22 protein-coding genes and 1 other RNA gene are annotated in these 23,039 nt (G+C 60.5%); 7 read left to right on the top strand and 16 right to left on the bottom strand.

Annotated features, from left to right (window positions below; genetic code table 11):
• Positions 1-165 precede the first annotated feature (165 nt).
• From AAE029_RS35625 to AAE029_RS35615, 3 genes are all read right to left on the bottom strand, one after another.
• The gene (locus AAE029_RS35625) at positions 166-1,431 is read right to left on the bottom strand and encodes an RNA polymerase sigma factor (RefSeq protein ID WP_371077659.1); all 1,266 of its coding nucleotides are present in this window, start codon (positions 1,429-1,431) and stop codon (positions 166-168) included.
• Between the two features lie 9 nt (positions 1,432-1,440).
• Positions 1,441-1,779, bottom strand: a complete 339-nt coding sequence (locus AAE029_RS35620) for a YciI family protein (RefSeq protein ID WP_371077658.1) — start codon at positions 1,777-1,779, stop codon at positions 1,441-1,443.
• 235 nt (positions 1,780-2,014) lie between these two features.
• Positions 2,015-3,007: a Bug family tripartite tricarboxylate transporter substrate binding protein gene (locus AAE029_RS35615; RefSeq protein WP_371077657.1), complete on the bottom strand. Its 993-nt coding sequence runs from the start codon at positions 3,005-3,007 to the stop codon at positions 2,015-2,017.
• 129 nt (positions 3,008-3,136) lie between these two features.
• Here AAE029_RS35615 and AAE029_RS35610 point away from each other — a divergent pair, with 129 nt between their 5' ends.
• On the top strand, positions 3,137-3,355 hold the full coding sequence (locus tag AAE029_RS35610; protein WP_371077656.1) for a hypothetical protein: 219 nt from the start codon (positions 3,137-3,139) through the stop codon (positions 3,353-3,355).
• 87 nt (positions 3,356-3,442) lie between these two features.
• Here AAE029_RS35610 and AAE029_RS35605 read toward each other — a convergent pair whose 3' ends face one another.
• Together AAE029_RS35605 and AAE029_RS35600 are read right to left on the bottom strand one after the other, a co-directional pair.
• Positions 3,443-3,634 carry a YegP family protein gene (locus AAE029_RS35605; RefSeq protein ID WP_371077655.1) on the bottom strand — a complete coding sequence of 64 codons (192 nt, stop codon included), beginning with the start codon at positions 3,632-3,634 and terminating at the stop codon, positions 3,443-3,445.
• A gap of 90 nt (positions 3,635-3,724) precedes the next feature.
• Complete coding sequence (locus AAE029_RS35600) at positions 3,725-5,587, bottom strand: ABC transporter transmembrane domain-containing protein (protein WP_371077654.1); 1,863 nt, start codon at positions 5,585-5,587, stop codon at positions 3,725-3,727.
• A gap of 231 nt (positions 5,588-5,818) precedes the next feature.
• Between AAE029_RS35600 and rpmE the strand changes: the two genes are divergently transcribed.
• Positions 5,819-6,040 carry a 50S ribosomal protein L31 gene (gene rpmE, locus AAE029_RS35595; RefSeq protein WP_092586864.1) on the top strand — a complete coding sequence of 74 codons (222 nt, stop codon included), beginning with the start codon at positions 5,819-5,821 and terminating at the stop codon, positions 6,038-6,040.
• 711 nt (positions 6,041-6,751) lie between these two features.
• Here the strand turns inward: rpmE and AAE029_RS35590 are convergent.
• The 3 genes from AAE029_RS35590 to AAE029_RS35580 form a co-directional block, all read right to left on the bottom strand.
• Positions 6,752-7,267 (bottom strand): DUF1465 family protein, encoded by a 516-nt coding sequence (locus AAE029_RS35590; protein ID WP_371077653.1) that lies wholly within the window; start codon positions 7,265-7,267, stop codon positions 6,752-6,754.
• A gap of 348 nt (positions 7,268-7,615) precedes the next feature.
• Positions 7,616-7,807: a DUF1192 domain-containing protein gene (locus AAE029_RS35585; protein ID WP_371077652.1), complete on the bottom strand. Its 192-nt coding sequence runs from the start codon at positions 7,805-7,807 to the stop codon at positions 7,616-7,618.
• Positions 7,808-7,856: 49 nt separating this feature from the next.
• Entirely contained in the window at positions 7,857-9,137 is a 1,281-nt protein-coding gene (locus AAE029_RS35580) for an MFS transporter (RefSeq protein ID WP_371077651.1), read from the bottom strand.
• 168 nt (positions 9,138-9,305) lie between these two features.
• Here AAE029_RS35580 and AAE029_RS35575 point away from each other — a divergent pair, with 168 nt between their 5' ends.
• The gene (locus AAE029_RS35575; protein ID WP_371077650.1) at positions 9,306-9,461 is read left to right on the top strand and encodes a hypothetical protein; all 156 of its coding nucleotides are present in this window, start codon (positions 9,306-9,308) and stop codon (positions 9,459-9,461) included.
• Positions 9,462-9,569: 108 nt separating this feature from the next.
• On the opposite strand, the gene AAE029_RS35570 is transcribed toward AAE029_RS35575, so the two are convergent.
• The 7 genes from AAE029_RS35570 to tkt all read right to left on the bottom strand — a co-directional run bounded on the left by AAE029_RS35570 (position 9,570) and on the right by tkt (position 19,513).
• Positions 9,570-10,127, bottom strand: a complete 558-nt coding sequence (locus tag AAE029_RS35570; protein WP_371077649.1) for a flavin reductase family protein — start codon at positions 10,125-10,127, stop codon at positions 9,570-9,572.
• Positions 10,128-10,231: 104 nt separating this feature from the next.
• Positions 10,232-11,149: a PhzF family phenazine biosynthesis protein gene (locus AAE029_RS35565; RefSeq protein ID WP_371077660.1), complete on the bottom strand. Its 918-nt coding sequence runs from the start codon at positions 11,147-11,149 to the stop codon at positions 10,232-10,234.
• Positions 11,150-11,501: 352 nt separating this feature from the next.
• Positions 11,502-12,527 carry a class I fructose-bisphosphate aldolase gene (locus AAE029_RS35560; RefSeq protein WP_371077648.1) on the bottom strand — a complete coding sequence of 342 codons (1,026 nt, stop codon included), beginning with the start codon at positions 12,525-12,527 and terminating at the stop codon, positions 11,502-11,504.
• 320 nt (positions 12,528-12,847) lie between these two features.
• Positions 12,848-14,050 carry a phosphoglycerate kinase gene (gene pgk / locus AAE029_RS35555; protein WP_371077647.1) on the bottom strand — a complete coding sequence of 401 codons (1,203 nt, stop codon included), beginning with the start codon at positions 14,048-14,050 and terminating at the stop codon, positions 12,848-12,850.
• Between the two features lie 73 nt (positions 14,051-14,123).
• A complete protein-coding gene (locus tag AAE029_RS35550) occupies positions 14,124-15,998 on the bottom strand; it encodes a potassium/proton antiporter (protein ID WP_371077646.1) in 1,875 nt (624 codons plus the stop codon).
• 461 nt (positions 15,999-16,459) lie between these two features.
• Positions 16,460-17,470: a type I glyceraldehyde-3-phosphate dehydrogenase gene (gap, locus tag AAE029_RS35545; protein ID WP_371077645.1), complete on the bottom strand. Its 1,011-nt coding sequence runs from the start codon at positions 17,468-17,470 to the stop codon at positions 16,460-16,462.
• A 63-nt stretch (positions 17,471-17,533) separates the two neighbouring features.
• Positions 17,534-19,513 carry a transketolase gene (tkt, locus tag AAE029_RS35540; RefSeq protein ID WP_371077644.1) on the bottom strand — a complete coding sequence of 660 codons (1,980 nt, stop codon included), beginning with the start codon at positions 19,511-19,513 and terminating at the stop codon, positions 17,534-17,536.
• Between the two features lie 328 nt (positions 19,514-19,841).
• Here tkt and AAE029_RS35535 point away from each other — a divergent pair, with 328 nt between their 5' ends.
• The 3 genes from AAE029_RS35535 (at position 19,842) to ssrS (ending at position 20,763) form a co-directional block, all read left to right on the top strand.
• Positions 19,842-20,117 (top strand): DUF4164 domain-containing protein, encoded by a 276-nt coding sequence (locus tag AAE029_RS35535; protein WP_371077643.1) that lies wholly within the window; start codon positions 19,842-19,844, stop codon positions 20,115-20,117.
• Between the two features lie 34 nt (positions 20,118-20,151).
• Complete coding sequence (locus AAE029_RS35530) at positions 20,152-20,529, top strand: cell division protein ZapA (protein ID WP_371077642.1); 378 nt, start codon at positions 20,152-20,154, stop codon at positions 20,527-20,529.
• 74 nt (positions 20,530-20,603) lie between these two features.
• Positions 20,604-20,763: non-coding RNA, 6S RNA (gene ssrS, locus AAE029_RS35525), on the top strand.
• A gap of 200 nt (positions 20,764-20,963) precedes the next feature.
• Here the strand turns inward: ssrS and AAE029_RS35520 are convergent.
• Positions 20,964-22,451 (bottom strand): esterase-like activity of phytase family protein, encoded by a 1,488-nt coding sequence (locus AAE029_RS35520; protein ID WP_371077641.1) that lies wholly within the window; start codon positions 22,449-22,451, stop codon positions 20,964-20,966.
• Between AAE029_RS35520 and AAE029_RS35515 the strand changes: the two genes are divergently transcribed.
• Positions 22,387-22,614, top strand: a complete 228-nt coding sequence (locus AAE029_RS35515) for a hypothetical protein (protein ID WP_371077661.1) — start codon at positions 22,387-22,389, stop codon at positions 22,612-22,614. The genes AAE029_RS35520 and AAE029_RS35515 overlap by 65 nt on opposite strands.
• Positions 22,615-23,039: the final 425 nt, after the last annotated feature.

The following is a 23,039-nucleotide window of genomic DNA, read 5'->3' as shown; positions in this document are numbered from 1 at the left end:
AGCGGTAATCGGAGCACGGGCGGCTCTCACCCAGCATAAACTGACTTGATGAGGGCGTATTGGGAGCACCGACGCCAGACAACTGCCACTGGGTTGACGCAATTTGCGGGTTTGCCCCATGCGCCATCCCTCACGCCCTTCACGGAAAGCCGCTTCTCTCACGCATCAAGACGAACAACTTCCCTGCGCATAAGCCTTGGCGGCAAGCATACGGTCATAGAGGAAGCGGCGAACCGCCGGGCTTTCGCTGAGGCCAATCGCGTTGTTGTAGGCGGCGACTGCGGCCGCGTGATCGCCAGCCTCGGTCAGAAGATGCGCGCGCACCGCCCAATAGGGCTGGTAGCTGACGATCTCGCGCTGGTTCATCCTGTCCAGGTGGCGCAAGCCCGCCGCAGCATCCTCAGCCCGTCCGATCACGGCAGCCTGACTGACCAGTGCGCCGAGCGTCGGCATCATCAGGACGAGGGCGTCGTAGAAGGTTACCAAAGCGGGCCAATCGGTCTTTCCTGTCAGTCGCCGCGCGGCATGGACGGATTGGATGGCAGCCTGGCACTGGAACCGCCCGAAGCGGTTGAAGGTGCCGGCCTTGCGCAGGAGGCTGTCGGCTTCGGCGATCATCACCGCATTCCATCGGTCGGGATCCTGTTCATCGAGCGGAACATAGGCGCCGTCGCCATCCCGCCGGGCGTTGCGGCGTGCCTCGCAGTAGAGCATCAGCGAAAGCAGCCCGATCGCTTCCGGCTCCCGGGGCAGTGTCGAAAGAACCGCGCGGCCCAACCATATGGCCTCCTCGGCAAGCGCATTACGCTTGCTGTCCTCGCCGTCCAGCCCGTCCCAACCGAGGCCGTAAGCTGCATAGACGGCCGAGAGCACGGCCGACAGGCGGGATGGCAGTGCATCCGTATCAGGGATCGAGAAGGGTATGCCCGCGTCGCGAATCTTCGTCTTCGCACGCACGAGCCTTTGGCTCATCGCTTCCGGCGAGATGACGAAGGCGCGGGCAATGCTGCGCGCATCGAGCCCCAGAACCGTCTGAAGCATCAGCGGCGTGTGCACCGAGCCATCGAGGGCGGGGTGGGTACAGGCAAAGAGGAGCTTTATCCGCTCGTCCGGGAAGATATCGCCCGTGTCTGCACTCATGCAATCCTCTGCCTCTTCGACCGCCATGACGAGGATATCGCGAGCGGCGTCCTGCACATGCCGGTGCCGGGTTTGGGCAAAGAGATTGCGCCTTGCCGCAACGAGAAGCCAGGCCTCGGGATTATCGGGAACCCCTTTGTCAGGCCAGGTCCGCAGCGCAGCGGCGAGGGCATCCGAAAGAGCATCTTCGGCTGCCGGGACATCGCGCGAGCGGGCGGCGAGAAAGGCGATAAGCTTTCCGTACGACTGACGCGCCACCCGCTCGGCGGCGCGCTGTGCTTCCTGGCTCATAGTGCCGTCTCAGATCACGAGACGGGCGCGAACCTCGACCGAACCTTGCTGGGAAATCGGAACGCGGGTCGCCCATTCCAGAGCGGTGTCGAGATCGGGAACCTCGATCAGATAGAAACCACCCAGTTGCTCCTTGCCTTCCGGGTAGGGGCCGTCCTGCACGTCATGATCCTCGCCGCGGCGGCGCAGCACGGTCCCGGTATCAGGTGCCGTCAGTCCGGCGCCGCCGGTCATGATGCCAGCTTGTACGAGAGCCTGGGTATAGGCAACCCAGCCCGCCTTGTATTCGGGGTCGCTACGGCGTTCAAAATCGGCTGCGGATTCACGAATGATGAGAGCATATTGCATGGGATGGACTCCTGATCGCATGGTTGGCGTTAATCCCGGCCGCGCCGTATCTAAGAATTAATTTCACACGGCGGCAACGGTTCGGGGGAGCGGTTCTACCAGCCGTTCCGATACAATGAGTCGCGATGCGGGCCGATTTCGACAGAGCCACGGAAGAATATCAAAATTTCGCACGCAAATGCCGGCGCGGAACCCCCGCGCCGGCATTTGAAGCAGTCTGCAATCGCCGCTATTCTCACTCCATCTGGATGTTGGCGCCCTTGACGACGGGACCCCATTTGGCGAGCTCCGCTTTCACATGGGCGGCGAGCTCCTCGGGCGTGGAGCCGACGATCGTCGCGCTGAACTCCTTCATCCTCTCGATGACGGCAGGATCCGTCAGGGCCTTATTGGCGGAGGCATTCAGGCGGGCGACGACGTCGGCCGGCGTGTTGGCCGGCGCAAAGAGCGCGTTCCAGGTATAGGTCTCGTAGCCCGGAATGCCTGACTCCGCGATGGTCGGAAGGTCCGGGAAGGAGGGCGCGCGCTTGGCCGTCGTCACCGCGAGTGCGCGCAAGGTTCCTGCCTTGATATGGCCGGAGGAGGAGGGAAGATTGTCGAACATGATCGGCACCTGGTTGCCGATGACATCATTGAGCGCCGGACCTGCACTCTTATAGGGAATATGCTGCATGTTGACGCCGGCCATGCTCTTGAAGAGCTCGCCGGAAAGATGCAGCGGCGTACCGTTGCCGGAGGAGGCGTAGCTGTATTTGTCGGGCTCTGCCTTCAACAGGGCAAGCAGTTCCCGAACATTCTTCGCCGGCAGCTCCGGATTGACGACCAGCACGTTCGGGACGATCACCAGCAGCGACACGGGCGCGAAATCCTTCTCGGGGTCGTAAGGCGTGGATTTGAGGATCAGGGGGTTCAAGGCGTGGGTCGCGACTGTGCCCATCAGGATCGTGTAGCCGTCAGGCTCGGCCCTTGCGACATTGCCGGCGCCGAGATTGCCGCCAGCGCCGGCAACATTCTGCACGATCACCTGCTGGCCAAGATCCTCGGACATCTTCTGGGCAATGATGCGGGCGACGACGTCCGTCGAGTCGCCGGCGGCAAAGGGGACGACCATGGTGATCGCGCGGTCCGGAAAGTCCGCCGCGGACGAGGGGCCACCGAGAGCGAGAGCTGAAAGCAGCCCGAGGCCGAGTGCAAGGCCCGTTCGCCGCGTTACCTGAAAAAATGCCATCCGAATGTCCTCCCACAATATCCAAAAGCAAAAGCCCGGCATCGATGTGCCGGGCCTATAAGAGTAGCGTGATATTTTTCGCTAACAATGGTTGGCGGTCGCGACAGGATCAGACTTTAGTCAAGTGTCGTGTCTCATGGCGATCAGTTCTCGGCCAGCGAGGCCGCTGACGGAAGCGCCCGAATTCGGCTATACGTTTTCCGCGGATTGGCCCTTGCCCGCAAGAGCGACCTGACCTCCGACGTCTATCGCCGGGCGGATCTCGCTCTCTACGGCGCCAAGCTTGCCGGCCGCGACCGGATCCATGTCGACATCAATGGCCACTCGAACATGGCGATACGGGGCTAGAGAGTCAAAAAAGCCCGACCGGGTGTGTCGGGCTTATGAAACATTGTGCTGCGACAGGCCGAAAACGGCTTGCCGATTCAGTGCGGTTCAGGCCACCGCGCTTGCGGTCTGGTCGTCGGTGCCCGCGCCAGGAGCGTTCTTCTTGATGGATTCGATTGCGTTGATGGCCGAGGCTTTCGCTTTGTAACCTTCGGAAACGAACATGGTTTCGCCGTTCGAGGCCTTGAAGCGGAAACGGAATTCGCCGGCCTTGTCCTTGTAGACTTCGAATTTATACATGTATTTCGTCCTCCAAGTGAGCCATCACTGCCGATAGCGCGAAAATTCTATTATGAGTCCGCGTCGGTTGTCATCAGTCAAAAATGTCACTCATTTGCCGGCCGCAAGGCGGAATTCCTCCGCACCCGTCTCGAATTGCAGCCGGGCGAGGCGGGCGTAGATGCCCCCGTGGTGGATCAGGCTCTGGTGCGTGCCTTCCTCGACGATGCGCCCATGGTCCATGACGAGAATGCGATCGGCCTTGAGCACGGTCGCAAGACGATGGGCGATGACGATCGTCGTGCGCGCCTCCATCAGCCCGTCCAGTGCTTTCTGGACAAGCGTCTCGCTTTCGGCATCGAGCGCCGAGGTCGCCTCATCGAGAAGCAGGATGGGCGCATTCTTCAGGATGGCTCGGGCGATCGCGATGCGTTGCCGCTGGCCGCCGGACAGTGTCACGCCGCGTTCGCCGACTTCTGTATCGTAGCCCTTGTCGAGCCTCGATATGAATTCGTCTGCCTGTGCGGCGATTGCAGCCGCCCTGACCTCGTCGCGTGAGGCATCGGGCCTGCCGAAGGCGATATTGTCATGGATGGAGGCGGCGAAGATCGTGACGTCCTGCGGTACGATGGCGATGCGTTCACGCAGATCGTCCGGTGCCACGGATCTGGCGTCGACGCCGTCTATCGTAACGGCACCCTGCTGAGGGTCGTAGAAGCGCAGCAGCAGCGAGAATACGGTGCTCTTTCCGGCGCCTGAGGGGCCGACGATGGCGATGGTTTCGCCAGGCGAAATATTGAAGGAAAGCCCGTGCAGGGCTGATTTCTCCGGTCGCGAGGGATAGGCGAAATGCACATCGGCAAATTCGACCCGGCCTTGGGCCGGCTGCGGCAGGGCTGCAGGTTTGGCGGGAGCGGCGATCGGCGAAACCTCATCCAGGAGCTCCGTCAGACGATCGGCAGCACCTGCTGCCTGCGACAGTTCCCCCCAGACCTCGGAGAGCGCCCCGAGGGATCCCGCGGCGATCACGGAATAGAGCAGGAATTGGCCGAGCGTGCCAGGCGAGAGCGTGCCGGCAAGTACGCTCTGAGCCCCGACCCAGAGGACGGCGACGACGCTGCCGAAGACCAGGCTTATCGCGACACCGGTCAGCAGCGCTCGGGAACGGATGGCGGCACGGGCGGCCGCAAAGGCGTCCTCGACCGCGTCGCCGTAGCGCCCGCTTGCAGCATCCTCGCCGTTGAAGGCCTGGACGGTGCGAGTGGCGGCGATGGTTTCATTGGCGAAGGCGGACGCTTCTGCGAGCGTGTCCTGTGCGGCGCGCGACCGTTTGCGCACGGAGCGGCCGAAGGCGACCAGCGGGAAGACGATCAACGGGATGGCGCCGAGAACGATGCTCGAAAGCTTCGGCGAGGTCACGATCATCATGCCCATAGCGCCAAGACAGAGAATCATGTTGCGCAGCGCGACGGAAGCCGTAGCGCCGACTGCGGATTTGATCTGCGTTGTGTCCGCCGTCAGCCGCGAGACGATCTCGCCGGACTGGTTGACGTCGAAGAAGGAAGGCGAGAGCCGCGTCACATGGCCAAAGACCTCGCGGCGCAGATCCGCGACGATGCGCTCGCCGAGCATGATGACGAAATAGTAGCGCATGGCGCTGGCGACGGCGAGCACCACGGCCATGACCAGCAGCATGGCGAAATAGCTGTCGATGAAGGTGCTGTCCGACTGGCTGAAACCATGATCGATCATCCGGCGCACGGCAAGCGGCAGCGCGAGCGATGTGATCGCTGCAAGCGCCAGCGAAACGAGAGCGCACGCCACGATGCGGCGATAGCGCAGAACGTAAGGCATCAGTCTTGCCAGCGGCTTGATGGAACGTTGTTTCTTTTCTTCAGTCCGGCCTGTTTCCGACAAATCGCTTCCGATCCCTGTAGCTTCCACGGTTTGGTGCCTTACGGCGCCATGTGCCATATAACAAAGGGCATTGTAACACTTTGACTTGCCGCATGGCTTTATCCTTAAATCAGTTCCGATTTGAGGAACCCTGCAGTAGCCCTTGTTATCCGCGAGCCCTTCATGTATAGGCACGGCATCTTAATGGGAAGCCGTAGCCTCAAGCGGACTGCGGCTTCATTTATTCAATCGGTTCGGTTGCCGCAACCATTTGCGACAAATGGACCCTGGCATCGCAGGAAGATTGTTATGAAGGCAGACATCCATCCCGACTATCACGTGATCAAGGTGGTCATGACCGATGGCACCGAATACGAAACCCGTTCGACCTGGGGTTCGGAAGGCGCTGTCATGAACCTTGAAATCGACTCCAAGTCGCATCCGGCATGGACCGGCGGCAACCAGCAGCTCGTCGACCGCGGCGGCCGCGTTTCCAAGTTCAACAAGCGCTTCGGCGGCCTCGGCCTCTGATCGCCTGTCGTTCCAGGCATTTGGAAAGAGCCCGGTTCAGCCGGGCTTTTTTATTGCCTGCATGTCCGACAGGCGATCAGACATGTCGGTAGTGCCGAAAGCCGATGCCGGGCCTCCTACAATTCAAAGGCAGTTGTCTGGCGCAGAGGCTCCCTGCGCGCGCCCTCTTTCCTGTGCTCGTCACAGGAATCCAGCGGCGCCGTGTCCACGGCGCGAATGACTCGCTTCTTCGAGGCAAGGATGTAGACGTAACCCTTCATGTTGAAGAGTGGCGCAAGATGAGTCTTCCTACGATTGGCACCGGCAGGAGTCTTTTCGCCGTGCCGACGCACGGCGGCTGGATCCCTGTGACGAGCACAGGGAAGAGGGAGGTCGGGGAGGCTTTCCCGTCAAACAACTGCCTCCGAAATACGCGTGGCTCGATAAAGGCTCTGCCGTTTCCAATATGCCAAGCGGTACTTGGAGCAAGGGCGGCTCCTCACTCTGCATAAACTGACTTGGTGAGGGAGGGTGGGGAAGGTGCACAGCCAAACAGCAATCCCCGGAATCCGTTGCGGTTGAACTGGCTTGATGAGGGGAAGAGTGATGCGCTTTCCGGTCGCACCCTCATGAAGTCAGGTGTCTACTGGACTTTCTACGCGTCATTTGGTCAAGAAAAAACCGGCGGCGTTTGGCGCCACCGGTTTTCTCACGAAGATATATCGGATCGATTTAATTCTTTCCGAACGCTGTCTGCAGCAGGTGGAGCTGCGCCTGAACGCTGTTCTGATTGTCGGGAACGATCGGCGCTTCCGCCGGACGATAGATTTCGCGGTCGAGCAGGGCGATGCGGTTCTGCAGGCGGAGAGAGCGTTCGACGAGATCGCGGAAGGATTCCGGCAGATCGTTCCAGCCAGGCGCGTTACGGTCGACATTGAAACCGTCAAGGCGAACCTTGCTCTTTTCTGTCATGACCTGATCGCGCGACATTTCGCCATTGTTGACGGCGCGCTGCAGCAGCAGCCAGGATGCCATCTGCATCAGCCGGGTGGTCAAACGCATCGATTCCGCGGCGTAGAGCACGGAAGCCATGCGCGGCAATACCTTCGAGGCAGCGCGGCCCTGGCCGTCGAGGTAGCTCGCGGTTTCTTCAACGAGCGTCATTCCTTCGGAATACAGGGTCTTGAACTGCGTGGATGCCGCAGCCCGTCCTGCAAAACTGATCGTATTCAATCCGAGTTCCGACATTCAGAATATTCCCTGTTCTACGCATCACTTATTCAGGTAACGCCGGTTGATTGGTAAGGTTTCCAGCGCCGTTCTTGTGGCTTCAGGATGGTATTTTTAGCCTAAATGCGCAAGCCATATCTTAAGAAAGGGTTAATCTCCACAGTTTCGTGGAGACCCTGACGGCAGGCAAAAAGAAGAGCCGCAAAAGCGGCTCTCAAGGTAAAACAGGGAGAAAATCAGACCAATTCGTCACGAGGAGAAACTGTCTGAGTCCAGAAGAGCTCTGGATAGCATAGGTAATATCTTATAAAGCTTAATATTTCGTTAATTCGCGTCCTGATTTAAGACTTTCGTCTTGTTTCCGGCTTACAATCGGAACAGGTTTTCGGCGGCGCGCCGGCGGGACGCCTTCCTGTCGGCTTCGGCTTCCAGCCTTTCTATCTCCGTCTTCAGAAGCGCGATCCGCTCCTTCAACTCGTCGACCGAAAGCGTCGAAATGTCGCCGCCGAGTTCGTAGGGTACCGATCTTTGCGGCCTGTCATCGTCAGAATAGCTCATCCTTCTTCCTCCAGCGATTGCGTCGGCCACGCGCAGCAATGCGCAGCGGTCAACCGTATTTTACCTCCGAATCGCCCGATTCCGGTAGAGGGTTGCTTGAAGGAGATGCGAGTGACATGCTCTCTGGCGTGATCGTTTGCGCATTCGCCGTGGGAATGGTGGTGAAGGCCTCGCGGTCGCCGGCCGGAATTGCGGCGCGCTGGCGGCTGCGGAAGATCGCATAGGCGGTGATCAGCAGATGTGCGCAAGCGGTGACGAAGAACAGCGCATGCGGCCCAATAATCGACATGACTGGACCCCCAAGCGTCGGGCCGATGATTGTGCCGATGCCGTAAAGCAGCAGCAGGCCGCCTGAGACCTTGACGAAGTCCTCGGCGGCCGCGAAGTCGTTGGCGTGGGCGACGGCGATCGGATAGAGGGTGTTGGCGACTGCGCCATAGAGGATGACGAGACCGATGAGCAGCACGGGCGTGGTCGGGTGCAGCACGAAGATCAGCACGCCCGCCAGGGTGGCGATCGCAGCCATGGCGGCGAGCACATAGCGGCGGTCGACCCGGTCTGAAAGCCGTCCCGCCGGCAGCTGCATGACGGCGCCGGCAAAGATCGTCGAACTCATCATGATGGCGATGTTGGTCTCCGAAAGCCCGGCGCCGGCGCCAAAGACGGCGCCGAGCGTGCCATAGGCGCCATTGGCGATACCGACGAGCAAGATGCCGAGGCACGAGACCGGCGAGTTGCGATAGAGCGCGGGCAGGTCGAGTTTGACGGCCTTCAGCGGCTGCGGCGAAGCGGCGGTCGACAGTGTCGTCGGCAGCATGGCGATGCAATAGAAGATGCCGCAGATCATGAAGAGCAGCGGCGTTCGGACATCGGCGACCGGAAGCATCATCTGCCCGCCGACAACGCCGAGAAGCGTGATCCCGATGTAGAAGGAAAAGATCGCGCCGCGGCTTTCGTTGGTCGCCCGCTCGTTCAGCCAGCTTTCGATGATCATCGATGTTCCCGCCGTGCAGAACCCTGTCGCAGCTCTCAGCAACACCCACCAGAAGGGATCGACGATGATGCCGGTGAAAAGGCAGATGATGGCGATAATGGAGATGAAACCCGAGAAGGCGCGCACATGACCGATGCGGCGCACCAGCTTCGGTGCGACCAGGCAGCCGATCACAAAGCCTGTCGCCCACGAGGTGCCGAGCAGGCCGAGAGTGGTCGTCGCATATCCTTCGGCGGTGCCTCGGACCGGAAGAAGCAGCCCGTGCAAGCCATTGCCCATGAAGAGGAAAAGCGTACCAAAGAGGAGTGCGAGAACTGACAGCAGATTTCTTTTCATTTCCCCATTCTCGGCTGTTTCAGCTTAAAAATCAGATAAGGCAGGTGATTACCCCACCAAGGATTGGATGTTGATTGCGTTCAGGAATGCCAGTAACGGCTTGGAGGATTTTCGTGTTGGCGGGCAAAAATGTCCGCTATATGGCCGATTGGGAATATAGGGACCGCCATGACAAAGTTGATAGCAGTTCTTCTGCTGCTCGCGATGGCGGTTCAGATCGTCCGACCGCTCGGACTGCCAGGGTTGAGACGGCGCGTCGATTTCTGGAAGATCGGCGCATTTGCCTTTGCGATGACCATGCTGGTCGTGCTGATCCGGCCTTAAAGCCCGTCGCGTGAAAAGAGATTCACGCGACAGGCTTTAGGCTATTGTTTTCATGCATGTCGTTGCCGCAAAACCCCTGCACACTTTTTGCGAGACATGCAGTAGGGATTACAGGTTCTGCGGCTTGAAGCTTTCGCTGAGATCGATTGTCGGTCCGGCGGTCATGAATTCGCCGCGGCCGCGATAGTGCATCGTCTTCGGCTCCTTGAGCGAAGTCGCGACGTGTGCCTCGACCACCTCCCAGATGAAGAGACCGTGGCGGTCAATCTGACTGTCGTCGGAAAGCCGGCATTCGAAATTGGCGTAGCACTCGTCGATCAGAGGGGCATCGACCTGGCTGGCTGTGACCGGCGTCAGGTCGAAGGCGGCGAATTTGTCGAGACTGGATCCGGTGCTGTTGCCGACGGCCACCACTTTCTCCGCAAGATCGACGGTCGGAACGTTTATGACGCATTCGCGGGCGTTGCGGATCATGTGGTAGCTGTGATTGCCTTCCCAGATATAGCAGCAGAACAAGGCTGGATAGAACTGCATCACCATATGCCAGCCCATGGTCATGATATTGGTGCGGTCCTGCCATCTGGACGTGACGAGGACGATGGGACCAGTTTCGAGATGGCGGCGGATTTCGTCGAGCGGGTAGGACGTTTTCACATAGCGGCTCATGGCATGGCCTCGAGGATGGTATTCTGAGGCTAAGATGGGCGCGTGGCTCCTCCGGCAAGAGTCGAAGGCGCTTCCACACGCAGACGTTACCGGGCGTGCCGCGGTTAATATTCCATCGTACCACGCATGACCGGAACGCAGCTGCCGGAAATCAGCACATCGGTCACCGTGCCGTTCGACTTGATGACCTCGAGTTCGATGATGCTGCGGCGGCCCATTTCGACACCCTGTTCGATGGTGATGCCGATCTTCGTATCGGCATCGGGGAGAAGCGAGACCAGATAGGCGCCGAGGGCTGCGGAGGCGCTGCCGGTGGCCGGATCCTCGGTCACGTTGTCGAGCGGTGCAAACATGCGTGCGCGGATGTACCAGGGCCGGTCGGGCAAGCGGACGTAAAGAAAGAGCGAAAGATCGTGATTGCCTGTCGGATGGCTGCCGATCGCTTCCTGAAATTGCGCAAGGTTCGGGCGTGCGGCGGCAAGGGCCTCCAGCCCATCCAACTCGGCAACGGCAAAGGCCAGGCCGACAGAGGCGAAGACGGGGGCGTGCGTGCTGGTCTTGACGTCGCTCGTCGCAATCGAAGCGCAACGGGCGATCACCGCCTCGGAAATGCTCCTGCCGATGCTGAGAGGTTCCGGTGCACGGATCGAGGCGGCGGTGACACGTCCGTCGGTGCGCTTCAGCGCGACTTCAACGAGGCCGGCCTTCTCCTCGAAACGAAGCTTGTCACCGATCGGACGGCCGAAGATCTCGCTGTGCTGGCCGAGCACATAGGCAGTGCCGACGTTTGGGTGGCCGGCAAAGGGCACTTCCATCGTCGGTGTGAAGATGCGCACGCGCGCCGTATTTTCGGGATTTTCCGGCGGCAGCACGAAGGTCACCTCCGAATAGTTGAATTCGGTTGCGATCCTCTGCATCGCCTCGTCATCGAGGCCGCGCGCATCGGTGATGACGGCCAGTGGATTGCCCTCGAAGCGAGTAGAGGTGAAAACGTCTACGGTGATATAGGAAAGCGTGCTCATGACGGCTCCGATCGATGTCTCCATCATGATTAGCCACGCACTTGCCCGCAGCGAAGCGCAATCTTGTCGCCATGACAATAAAGGTCCGACACGACACGTTGTATTGGATTCCGGATCTCCGGCCTTCGGATTCGCTGAGAGTTTTGCCCCTCACCCTAGCCCTCTCCCCGCAGGCGGGGCGAGGGGACGATCGTGCAAGCGGCAACGTCTCCCTTTGCCATGCTTTGCGAGAGGTGCCTGCCACTGTCGCTACCATGTTCAGACGCACAAAGGTCGCTGTAGCACTTTGAACATGCAGTAAAAAAGCCCGGCCGCTTTTGCGACCGGGCCACGGATTTTGACGCGATCAGGCTCAGGCGGCCTTTTCGAGATCCTTCTTCCAGCTTCCCTTGGCGGCGAGGCTGTTCATCTCGGCGCGATGGCTGAATTCGCGCTGGCCGGCGGCGACGTTTTCCGACTTTCCGCCCCAGGCTTTCAGTGCGCTGTCCTGGAGCGCGCGTCCGTAGGAGAAGGTGACCTTCCAGGGCAGGGTGAAGCCGGAATTGATGGCCGAGAGATGGGCCGTCGCTTCCTCGGTGGACTGGCCGCCGGAGAGGAATGCGATGCCGGGAACGGCGGAAGGTACGGTTCTTTTCAGGACCTGCACCGTGCGCTCGGCGACTTCTTCCACCGACGCCTTGCGGGCGTTCTTCCCGTCGATCACCATGTTCGGCTTCAGGATCATGCCTTCGAGGCTGACGCGGGCATCGGCCAGTTCTTCGAAGACGATCTGCAGGACCGATTCGGTCACTTCCGCACAGCGGTCGATATTGTGGTCGCCCGGCTTGCCGTCCATCAGGCATTCCGGCTCGACGATCGGAACGATCTTCGCTTCCTGGCAGAGGGCAGCGTAGCGTGCCAGGGCATGCGCGTTGGCCTTGACCGAGCCGCGCGTCGGCAGGCTGGAGGAGATTGCGATCACGCCGCGCCACTTGGCGAAGCGCGCGCCGGCCTCGTAATATTTCGCCAGACGATCGGCGAGGCCATCGAGGCCTTCGGTGACTGTCTCGCCCGGATACTTGGCCATCGGCTTGGCGCCGGTATCGACCTTGATGCCGGGGATGCTGTCGGCGGCGCGGATGATATCGACGAACGGCGTCCCGTCGGCGGCCTTCTGGAACAGTGTCTCCTCGTAGAGGATGACGCCCGAAATGTACTTCTTCATCGCCTCGTCGGCGCGGAAGAGCATCTCGCGGTAGTCCCTGCGACTCGTCTCGGTCGATTCGAGACCAATGACGTCGAAACGTTTCTTGATGGTCGCGGTGGATTCATCGGCGGCCAAGAGCCCCCGGCCATCCGCCACCATACGCACGGCTATGTCTTCAAGTCGTTCGTTCATTTTCGTTCTCCACGGCATTAGAACTGTCGGCAGGATTTAATATAGAACGCCGATAACAGAAGTTTATAGCAAGGAAAATGTATGGCTAAGTCATTGAAACGATTGAAATGAATTCAATCGTTTGAAAGTTTGTTCGAAAATTCTGACTTTGACGTTTTTGTCACGACAGCACCGTGCGTTTGCAGACGCAGAAAGGTTGCTGCAACACTTTGAATTGCCGCATGATTCCCGAAACATGGGCCACCAAAAACAAAAGACCGCGGCGAGATATCCGCCTCGGTCGCATATCATCGAAATGGGATGGCGTGTTCTGTTACGGTCTACTTACCTTGGCTCAGAACGGAAACGCCGGGCAATTCCTTTCCTTCCATCCATTCGAGGAAGGCGCCGCCCGCGGTCGAGACATAGGTGAAGTCGTCGGCGACGCCGGCATGGTTGAGCGCAGAGACAGTGTCACCGCCGCCGGCAACCGAGGTCAGCTTGCCGGACTTCGTGCATTCAGCCGCATGCTTGGCGGCCGCAACGGTCGCGGCGTCGAAGGGGGTGATCTCGAAGGCGCCGAGCGGGCCGTTCCAGACGAGGGTCGCGGCGCGAGAGATCCAGGCCTTCACTGCCTCAACGGATTTCGGGCCGACGTCGAGCACCATGGCATCGGCGGGGATGGCGTCGATAGCGACCACCTTATTTTCAGCACCCGCTTTGAATTCGCGGGCGACGACGCCATCCTCGGGCAGGATGATGGCGCAGCCTGCGGTGGCGGCCTCGATCATGATCTGCTTTGCGGTCTCGGCAAGGTCATGCTCGCAGAGCGACTTGCCGATATCAGTGCCGCGCGCGGCGAGGAAGGTATTGGCCATGCCGCCGCCGATCACCAGCGCATCGACCTTCTTCACGAGATTCATCAGGAGGTCGATCTTGGTGGACACCTTGGCGCCGCCAACGATCGCCACGACAGGGCGGGCCGGCTTACCGAGGCCCTTTTCCAGCGCTTCCAGCTCGGCCTGCATTGTGCGGCCGGCATAGGCGGGAAGAAGGTGAGCGAGGCCTTCGGTCGAGGAATGGGCACGGTGCGCAGCCGAGAAGGCGTCGTTGACGTAGATGTCGCCATTGGCCGCGAGAGCCTTGGTGAATTCCGGATCGTTCTTTTCCTCGGCCTTGTGGAAGCGGGTGTTTTCCAGAAGCAGGATATCGCCATTGTTCATGGCAGCGACGGCCGAAGCGGCTTTCTCGCCGATGCAGTCGGCTGCAACAAGCACGGCATGATCCAGTACTTCCTCGACTGCGGGCGCGATCAGAGACAGCGACAGATCCGGCGAAGGACCGTCCTTCGGCCGGCCAAAATGCGCGAGCAGGATGACCTTGGCGCCCTTGCCCGACAATTCGAGGATCGTCGGAGCCACGCGCTCGATGCGGGTCGTATCGCTCACCTTGCCGTCGGTCACCGGAACATTGAGGTCGACACGCACGAGAACGCGCTTGCCGGTAACGTCGGGGAGATCGTCAAGGGTCTTGAAGGCTGCCATGGGGAAGATCCGCTATTGTTGTCGAACAAAGGTGGGGCCGACCATACTAAAGATGAGGCGAGACGCAAGGCGTTCAACGCGCCTTTTCGCCCGCCTTTTCCTGATGCCCGCCAGGGGGCGGCGACGCTTCAGCGGATGTGTCAGTTTCATGACGCCGACGCCGGCGCAGAGCGTCGCGGATCCGATGCGCCATGTCCCGGAAATTGATGAAGATCGGCAGCGTGATGGCCGGCTCGACCGCCTCCAGCGACATGCCGACCGAGGCAATGTGATCGTTCTCGTCGATATCGCGCACGATCAGGATGATCTCGCCAAGGCGGACCCGATCGGCGTAGTCGGCCTTGCCGCCGAGGCGCTGGCGCATGAGCTCGGCGATCGTCAGTCCCTTTTCCGCTTCGCTCAAGAGGCCGGGGCCATAGGCGGCATCGAGATCGGCTGCGGGGCGGGAAGGCGACAGGGCAAAGGCGCCGAAGAATTCCGCGTCTTCGGGATCGACGGGGACGCGGCTTGCGAAGAGCCGGTCGAGGAGCCGCGAATAGCTGGGCGTGATGAAGAGATAGACGAGGTCGTTTTCCTTCAGCCGGCCAGCATACTGGTAACGCATCGACTTGCCGTCGCGGATGACGAGGGAAGGGGTGGCCCAGCGCGGGATGCGCTCGCCGGAAAGCACGGGACTGTCCTTGATGACGCGATAGGAGAGCAGCTCATGGTTGGCGGCACCCGGCAGGTCGATCTCGACCTTGTCGACGGCGCCCATTCGCCGCGGGACGATGAGGCCGAGCTTGCGGGCGATGGGCCTGATCGTCCAGCCCTGGACGAGCAGCGATACGAGCACGATGATGAAGGCGGTGTTGAAATAGATCTGGCCGTTTTCCAGCCCGCCGAGAATCGGCATGATCGCAAGCAGGATGGAGACCGCGCCGCGCAGGCCGACCCAGGCGACGAAGCCGGTTTCCTGCTGCGTGTAGTCGAAGGGCAAAAGCGACAGCCAGACGGCGATCGGCCGTGCGACGAAGATCAGGAAAAACGCGAGAAGCACGGCCGGCACGATGATGACCGGAAACTGCGAGGGAGTCGCCAGCAGGCCGAGCACCAGGAACATGATGATCTGGCTGAGCCATGTCATGCCGTCCTGAAAGCGCTTGATGGTGCCGATCGCATGTATCTTTCTGCTGCCGGCATAGATGCCTGCGACGTAGACGGCAAGAAAGCCGCTGCCTCCGACCGCGCCTGTAAACGAGAAGACGAGCATGGCGAGCGCCAGTACAAAGATCGGCGTCAGACCGCGATCGGTTTCGAGGCGACCGGCAATCAGCACGATCATCATGCCGCCGAGGAGGCCGAGAATAATGCCGAGGCCCATCTCTTGAATGAACATTGCGAGCATGGCGAGGTTGATGCCGCTGTAGCGCTCGCCGCTTGCCAGCACCTCGACAAGTGCGATGGTGAGAAAGATCGCCATCGGATCATTGGTGCCGGATTCCACCTCCAGCGTGGAGCGCACCTTGTCGCGGATATTGATGCCGCCGATGCGCAGCAGGAAGAAGACAGCGGCGGCATCGGTCGATGCGACGATCGAGCCGAGCAGCAGCCCTTCCAGCCATGTCATGTTCAAAAGCCATGCCGCGGCGATTGCAAAGGTCGCGGCAGTCAGAAGCACGCCGGCCGAGGCCAGCGTCAGGGCGGGGACGGCGGCAAGCTTGAAGGCCTGGACGGAGGTGCCGAAGCCGGAATCGAAGAGGATGACGGCAAGCGCCAGTGAGCCAAGGATATAGGCGAGGTAATTATTCCTGAATTCGATTCCGAGACCGTCCGTTCCGGCGGCCAGACCGATCATCAGGAAGAGCAGCAGCAATGGAGCGCCGAAGCGGAAGGCGAGCACGCTGGAGAATGCCGCAAGCAACACCAGCGCCGTGCAAACCAGGACCACGATATAGAATGCTTCCACGTCTTCCCCTTTCGCGCCGCTTCCCCCGGCCTTCCTGTCCTCTCCACCTCATTCCGCTTATTTCAGTAAACGGCAAAGTTCATCGAAAGGGTAGGCCGCATATGCCTAACCTCGAAATGAAAAAAGCACGGTCGCCCGCACGGGCTGACGGCTCCTTGCTGCGGCTTCATGCTGCTGATGCCGAAACGGCTATCGGGGACGGAACGATATGGAATAAATCTATATAAAAAAACTATAGGCGAATCTGGACAAGAGAAGGGCGGAATCCCGAAAAAATCAAGGAGATGGAATTTTGTCCAGAGCAGGATGCCGACAAGATCCCGCTCTCACTTTTGATTGAGAGACCGATTCAGATTTCAGGTCGATTCGACCTGAAATCATCCGGCTCTCGGCAATGAGGGGCATGAAAAAAAAGCGGCCCGGGAGGCCGGACCGCTTTCGCAATTCGATGTGAGACGCGATCAGATGAGCTTGGCGAAGGCAACGGCCGTGTCGGCCATGCGGTTGGAGAAGCCCCATTCGTTGTCGTACCAGGTGAGGATACGGACGAAGGTGCCTTCGAGAACCTTGGTCTGATCGATCGCGAAGATCGATGAGTGCGAATCGTGGTTGAAGTCGCGCGAGACGAGCGGCTCTTCCGTGTAGCCGAGAACACCCTTGAGCGCGCCGTTGGCGGCGGACTTGATGGCTTCGTTGATTTCCTGAACCGTCGTGGTGCGCTTGGCGACGAACTTGAGGTCGACGACCGAGACGTTCGGGGTCGGAACGCGGATCGACGTGCCGTCGAGTTTGCCCTTCAGTTCCGGCAGCACGAGGCCGACGGCCTTGGCGGCACCCGTGGAGGTCGGGATCATCGAAAGTGCTGCAGCACGGGCGCGGTACAGATCCTTGTGCATCTGGTCGAGCGACGGCTGGTCGTTGGTGTAGGAGTGGATCGTGGTCATGAAGCCATGATCGAGACCGACGGCGTCATTCAGAACCTTGACGACGGGAACGAGGCAGTTCGTCGTGCAGGAGGCGTTGGAGATGACCTGATGGTCGCGCGTCAGCTTGTCATGGTTGACGCCGTAGACCACGGTGAGGTCGGCGTTATCGGCGGGAGCCGAGACGATGACGCGCTTGGCACCGGCCGTCAGGTGTGCGGCTGCCTTGTCGCGCGCGGTGAAGATGCCGGTGCATTCCATCGCGATGTCGACACCGAGTTCCCTGTGGGGCAGGGTTGCCGGATCCTTGATCGCCGTCACCTTGATCGGCTTGCTGCCGCCGACGACAATCGTGTCACCCTCGACCTTGACCTCGGCGGGGAAGCGGCCGTGAATAGAGTCGTAGCGCAGCAGATGTGCATTGGTTTCGACAGGGCCCAGGTCGTTGAGAGCCACGACCTCGATGTCGGTGCGTCCGGATTCGACGATTGCGCGCAGAACGTTGCGGCCGATGCGGCCAAAGCCGTTGATGGCAACCTTTACAGTCATTGCATTACTCCCGATGAAAAAGCGGCTTGCGGTCTGGTATGAGAGGCGCCCGAAGGCGCCTTATCAAAGCTTGGCCTCGGCGGCGGCCACGACGGCCTCCGCGGTGATGCCGAAATGTTTGTAGAGGTCCTTATAGGGACCCGAGGCGCCAAAGCTCTTCATGCCGATGAAGATGCCGTCGGTGCCGATGAAGGCGTCCCAGCCTTCGCGCACGGCGGCTTCGACAGCAATCTTGACCGGCGAGTTGCCGAGGATTGCCTTGCGGTAGTCTTCCGGCTGCTCCTGAAAGAGTTCGACGCAGGGAACCGACACAACGCGGGTGGCGACACCCTTGCCGGCCAGCGTCTTCTGGGCGGCGAGTGCGATCTCGACTTCCGAGCCGGTGGCGAAGATCGTCACCTTGGCATTGTCGGCGCTGACCAGTTCATAGGCGCCGAGCGTGCATAGGTTCTTTTCGCTGTATTCCAGGCGGGCGGGAGCCAGGTTCTGGCGCGTCAGAGCGATTGCAGACGGACGATGCTGCTGCTTCAACGCAATCTGCCAGCACTCCGCCGTCTCGGTGGCATCGGCCGGGCGGAACACCATCAGATTCGGAACGGCACGCAAGGCTGCGAGTTGTTCGACCGGCTGATGTGTCGGACCGTCTTCGCCAAGGCCGATCGAGTCATGCGTCAGTACATGGATGACGCGGATGCCCATCAGCGCGGAGAGGCGGATCGGCGGGCGGCAATAATCCGAGAAGATCAGGAACCCACCGCCGTAGGGGATGAGGCCGCCGTGCAGTGAGATGCCGTTCATGGCGGCCGCCATGCCGTGCTCGCGGATGCCGTAATGCATGTAACGGCCGGAGAAATCGGTCGGCGTGATCGAGATCATCTGGCTGGTCTTGGTGTTGTTCGACGGCGTCAGATCGGCCGAGCCGCCGAGCGTCTCCGGCAGGAAGCCGTTGATGACTTCGAGCGCGTCTTCGGAAGCCTTGCGGGTCGCGACGGTTGGCTTGGTCTCGGCGAGCTTCTTCTTGTAGTCAGCAATGGCGGTGTCGAACCCGGACGGAAGCTCACCGGCGAAGCGGCGGCTGAACTCAGCCTTCTTGCCGGCTTCCGCTGCTGCGAGGCGACCTTCCCAATCCTTTGCCGTCTGAACCGAGCGGGTGCCGGCCTCGCGCCATGCGTCAAGAATGTCGGAGGGAATGACGAAGGGTTCGTAATCCCAGTTCAACGCCTTGCGTGTGGCGGCGATTTCCTCGGCGCCGAGCGGGCTGCCGTGGACCTTATGGGTGCCCTGCTTGTGCGGGGCGCCAAAGCCGATGATCGTCTTGCAGGCGATCAATGTCGGGCGGTCCGAGGTCTGGGCCTTTTCGATCGCTGCGGCGATCGCTTCCGGGTCGTGGCCGTCGATCTCGATCGTATTCCAGTGAACGGCCTTGAAGCGGGCGACCTGGTCGGTGGAATCGGCCAGCGACACGGCGCCGTCAATGGTGATCGAGTTGTTGTCCCAGAAAAGGATCAACTTGTTCAGCTTCAGGTGACCGGCGAGCGCGATTGCTTCCTGGCTGATGCCTTCCATCAGGCAGCCGTCGCCGCAGATGACATAGGTATGATGGTCGAGCAGTTCCGAGCCGAATTCCTCGCGCAGCTTGCGCTCCGCGATCGCCATGCCGACGGAATTGCCAATGCCCTGGCCGAGCGGGCCGGTCGTCGTCTCGATGCCGGTCGCGTGGCCATATTCCGGATGGCCGGCGGTCTTGGAGCCGAGCTGGCGGAAGTTTTTCAGGTCCTCGATCGACATATCCTCGTAGCCCGTCAGGTAGAGGAGCGAATAGAGGAGCATGGAGCCGTGGCCGGCCGACAGCACGAAGCGGTCGCGGTTCGGCCAATGCGGCTTCTTCGGATCGAAGTTCAGATATTTGGTGAAGAGAACAGTGGCGACATCTGCCATCCCCATCGGCAAACCGGGGTGGCCCGAATTGGCCTTTTCGACTGCATCCATGGCAAGGAAACGGATCGCATTTGCCATCCGGTCATGTTTTTCTCGATTGATCATGGCACTACCGCAGGTTCCGGGTGAAAGGGGATGGCCTCAAGCCTCCGAGACCACCGATGAGAGGGCTGAGACATAGCAGTTGGGGCGAGCAAGTCAATCAATCCGGACCCAGTTCCGGGCCCCCTGCGACGATTTTTCGACATTTGCTCGTCGCGTTACGCAAATGACCGATTTGTGACAGAAGGCTGTCGTGCCGGTCATCCACAGCTTAGATTCCCCGGCATATATACGCCTTTATTGACGCGCACTTGCGGAGTTGCATATCGTCAAACATCAGACATGTAGCCGGATGCGACGATTCGGGTCTTGCGCGGGGAACCGGAAAGACATGATGCCCACAGGCAAAACGATGGATGCGGCGCTGAGCGAGCTGCGGCAGGCAGTCTCGGCACTGGAAAACGCAATCGACATGCGTTTCGAACGCGAACGCGAGCAGAACGAGGTCGAAGGCGAGGTCCGCCGGGTGCATGCCGATCGCTCGCGGCTGGCGCAAGAGCTCGATCAGGCGGAATTTAGGGCCAATCGCCTGGAGGAGGTCAACCGGGAGGTTTCGCGCCGCCTGGTGACGGCAATGGAGACCATACGCGCGGTGCTCGACCGGTAAAACGGTCGATCAACAGACGGTAAGGACGGATCAGATGGCGCAGGTAACGGTGATGATCGACGGCAAGGCCTATCGCATGGCTTGCGAGGAAGGGCAGGAAGATCACCTGACCGATCTCGCCACCCGCTTCGACCGCTATGTCAGCCATCTCAAGGGCCAGTTCGGCGAGATCGGCGATCTGCGTCTGACCGTCATGTCCGGCATCATGGTGATGGACGAGCTCACGGAGCTGCAGCGCAGGCTGGCGGGCGTGGAAGCGGAACTGCGAGACCTCAGGAGCCATCGCGACACCGCGCTGGAGGCCAATACGCGCAGCGAGGAGGCGTTTGCCGCCGCTCTCGGTGAGGTGACCATGCGCATTCGCGGTATTACCGAGAAACTCACAGCCAGGCCGGGCACCGAACTCAATTAATTAATTGCTGTTAAATTGCCGCAAGCCGCTGTCGCCCTCTGGCGAGGCGATGCGAATGCATCTATATGTGCTGCTGCGGTCTGCGCTTCCCGACAGGAACAAATGAATCCTCGGGGCCATACCCGATCCTAAGGGAGCTGTCCCTGGCCGGACTCGTGGGTCCGGACACACGGCGCCCACCTACTTTCGTAGGCGCCCAGGATCGAAGGTTTCCATCGGTTGGGTGGATCGCGCTTCCTTCATTTTCAGACGGCTATCGTGGCCCCGGCTGCACAGGTCAAGGTCGGGCGAACGCACGGCGCTCCAAGCGCGTCCGCCCTTACAGCGCCGTGCGTCTTTCAGACGCACAAAGGTCGCTGTAGCACTTTGAATTGCTGCATGTTTTATCCTTAAATCGATCCCGATTTAAGGAAACATGCAGTGGCGTATCACGCTTATTTTCTCACGAGGAGTGTGACCTGATAGACCTGGAACATGGTATCGACGTCGGCGCCGTCTTCGGCCTTGTAGGCCGCTCCCACCTGGAAGCCATCCTGGGTCAGGAAGTCGTTGTCGTTGGCGACGAACAGGAAGTAGTCGTCCGGCAAGCTCGGATCCTTGACGCTTGCAAGCGACATAGCTTCCCACTTTTCCGAGAGATTATTGCGATCGTTCGGCGCTCCGTTGTGCAGACCGAAGCGGGCAAGTTCCGTGGCGTTGTTCATGTCGATGAACGGCGTCAGCGTTGCCGGTGTGATGGACGGATCGACGACGCCCTTCGGCGCAACGGGTTTATCGGCATCGAAGGCCGTGCCGGCGATATCGGTAGCGGCCGACAGATCGACGATGCCGATATTGCGGTAGAGCGAGGTGTCGCCTTTCAGCATGGAGCCGTTGCCGCTGTCGCGCGACAGCATCAGGAAGGTGTTGCCCGAGAGCGCCACGATTTCGCTCTCAGCCGCAATCGTCGTCTTGCCCTTGGCATTCTCGAAGACCGGCAGCGGCACGACGTATTCGTGCACAAGTTTCAGATGGGCGAGGTCGGAGGCGTCGTAGACCATGGCGCGCGTATTCTGGCGGGTGGCGCTGGAATCGCCGCCTTCCTGTCTTGCGGCGGACTGCAGGACGGCGATCACGAACTTGCCGTCTGGCGTCATTGCCATGCCTTCAAGGCCCTGGTTGTTCTGCCGGCCGGTCTCCGGATCCTTCGGATCGGGTGCCGAGGCGCCGGGGCCGGGATTGTTGGAAGCAAAGTTCAGCGTAGCCTTGCGCATGGGCAGCAGCGCCTTAGGCGGCTGCGTTGCCGACATCAGACGGCCGTCGGCGGAGAAGCGGTAGATATAAGGACCATATTCGTCGCTGATGAACATCGAGCCGTCCGGCAGACGGATGATCGCCTCATTGTCGAGCGCGACCTTGCCGTTGACGGCCTGAGGCAGCGGCGGCATGTCGCCGGCTGCGGCGCGAACACCGGACTGCGGATCAAGACCGGTCGTGTCGGAACCCTTGTCGTCGAGCAGAAGCATAGTGTCGGCAAGCTTTGCCATAACACCGGACTGTTCCTTTCCGGCAGGAGGCGTGGCACCGGGAGCGGTCGGCGTAAACTCGATGCTGAGGGTGTTGAGGCGCGGGCGATAGTCGGTCGTGCCGACCGCGTTGTAGCCGCGGTCCGGCAGCAGCCACAGCGAGCCTTTGTAGGTATTGCCGTCACGCGTCCAGCTCGACTGGTCGATTGCCATGCCGGAGCCGGAGCCGAAGGTCTCGCCGAACTTGTCGCGCTGGTTGGACGGGATGCGCCCGATGCCGACCAGGCCCTTGTTGACGAGTGTGGCGCCGCCGACCGTGACGGAATTGTCGGCCAGTGCGGCGACAGGCGCCATGAGCGCCGTCGTTGCCAGCGATACGGCAATTAGTCTTGATGTCATTTCATTGAAGTTCTTCATGGAAATCCCTCTTTTTCAAAAAGCCTTGCTGAAGCGGCGTCTTCGCAACGCCGCATCAAACGACATCCCGGCTTGTTTTCGATTTCGCGAAGCAATCGATGCTCCGGATTCGCCCTCATATCCCCGTCGCACGATCTATGGCGGGATTATGATGCTTGCATGACAGATTGCGGCGGATACCTTTCATCGAAGCGACCTGAAAATCTCAATGAGTGTTTCGATCAGAACGCGGAGCCGCTCTAACTGTTGGATTTCGGGGGATGTCCGCATGATCCACGAATAAAGTCGGTCCCATGAAAAGCAGCACTAGGGTGTAACAGCCCGGCTTAGCGCCAGGGCCAGGACCGGGATGACGCGGTAGGTGCGAGCGCTACCGCTGAACGAAGCGTCTCCCTGCTGTCACCACCGGGATGCGCCTTTCCGCCCTCATCAAGTCAGCTCAGCCGACGGCGTCTGCGCCGCGGGATTCGATCACAAGGCATCTGCTGCAACGGGTCTCGGGGATTGATGTCTGGCGTTGACGCTCCCCCAACCTCCCTCTTCCCTGTGCTTGTCACAGGGATCCAGCCGCCGTGCGTCGGCACGGCG

Source organism: Sinorhizobium sp. CB7, assembly GCF_041357635.1.
Lineage (GTDB): Bacteria > Pseudomonadota > Alphaproteobacteria > Rhizobiales > Rhizobiaceae > Rhizobium.
The sequence above is the reverse complement of the archived record's forward strand: the minus strand, read 5'-3'. Positions and strand labels throughout refer to the sequence as shown.

What these genes read in the sequence shown, in the direction of transcription:
- tkt (WP_371077644.1), bottom strand. Translation starts at nt 19,513, where the DNA reads ATGATCAATCGAGAAAAACATGACCGGATGGCAAATGCGATCCGTTTC.
- AAE029_RS35520 (WP_371077641.1), bottom strand. Translation starts at nt 22,451, where the DNA reads ATGAAGAACTTCAATGAAATGACATCAAGACTAATTGCCGTATCGCTG.
- gap (WP_371077645.1), bottom strand. Translation starts at nt 17,470, where the DNA reads ATGACTGTAAAGGTTGCCATCAACGGCTTTGGCCGCATCGGCCGCAAC.
- AAE029_RS35575 (WP_371077650.1), top strand. Translation starts at nt 9,306, where the DNA reads ATGACAAAGTTGATAGCAGTTCTTCTGCTGCTCGCGATGGCGGTTCAG.
- AAE029_RS35535 (WP_371077643.1), top strand. Translation starts at nt 19,842, where the DNA reads ATGATGCCCACAGGCAAAACGATGGATGCGGCGCTGAGCGAGCTGCGG.
- AAE029_RS35620 (WP_371077658.1), bottom strand. Translation starts at nt 1,779, where the DNA reads ATGCAATATGCTCTCATCATTCGTGAATCCGCAGCCGATTTTGAACGC.
- AAE029_RS35560 (WP_371077648.1), bottom strand. Translation starts at nt 12,527, where the DNA reads ATGAACGAACGACTTGAAGACATAGCCGTGCGTATGGTGGCGGATGGC.
- AAE029_RS35615 (WP_371077657.1), bottom strand. Translation starts at nt 3,007, where the DNA reads ATGGCATTTTTTCAGGTAACGCGGCGAACGGGCCTTGCACTCGGCCTC.
- pgk (WP_371077647.1), bottom strand. Translation starts at nt 14,050, where the DNA reads ATGGCAGCCTTCAAGACCCTTGACGATCTCCCCGACGTTACCGGCAAG.
- AAE029_RS35515 (WP_371077661.1), top strand. Translation starts at nt 22,387, where the DNA reads ATGAGCGCCGTCGTTGCCAGCGATACGGCAATTAGTCTTGATGTCATT.
- AAE029_RS35625 (WP_371077659.1), bottom strand. Translation starts at nt 1,431, where the DNA reads ATGAGCCAGGAAGCACAGCGCGCCGCCGAGCGGGTGGCGCGTCAGTCG.
- rpmE (WP_092586864.1), top strand. Translation starts at nt 5,819, where the DNA reads ATGAAGGCAGACATCCATCCCGACTATCACGTGATCAAGGTGGTCATG.
- AAE029_RS35605 (WP_371077655.1), bottom strand. Translation starts at nt 3,634, where the DNA reads ATGTATAAATTCGAAGTCTACAAGGACAAGGCCGGCGAATTCCGTTTC.
- AAE029_RS35585 (WP_371077652.1), bottom strand. Translation starts at nt 7,807, where the DNA reads ATGAGCTATTCTGACGATGACAGGCCGCAAAGATCGGTACCCTACGAA.
- AAE029_RS35530 (WP_371077642.1), top strand. Translation starts at nt 20,152, where the DNA reads ATGGCGCAGGTAACGGTGATGATCGACGGCAAGGCCTATCGCATGGCT.
- AAE029_RS35565 (WP_371077660.1), bottom strand. Translation starts at nt 11,149, where the DNA reads ATGAGCACGCTTTCCTATATCACCGTAGACGTTTTCACCTCTACTCGC.
- AAE029_RS35590 (WP_371077653.1), bottom strand. Translation starts at nt 7,267, where the DNA reads ATGTCGGAACTCGGATTGAATACGATCAGTTTTGCAGGACGGGCTGCG.
- AAE029_RS35570 (WP_371077649.1), bottom strand. Translation starts at nt 10,127, where the DNA reads ATGAGCCGCTATGTGAAAACGTCCTACCCGCTCGACGAAATCCGCCGC.
- AAE029_RS35600 (WP_371077654.1), bottom strand. Translation starts at nt 5,587, where the DNA reads ATGGCACATGGCGCCGTAAGGCACCAAACCGTGGAAGCTACAGGGATC.
- AAE029_RS35580 (WP_371077651.1), bottom strand. Translation starts at nt 9,137, where the DNA reads ATGAAAAGAAATCTGCTGTCAGTTCTCGCACTCCTCTTTGGTACGCTT.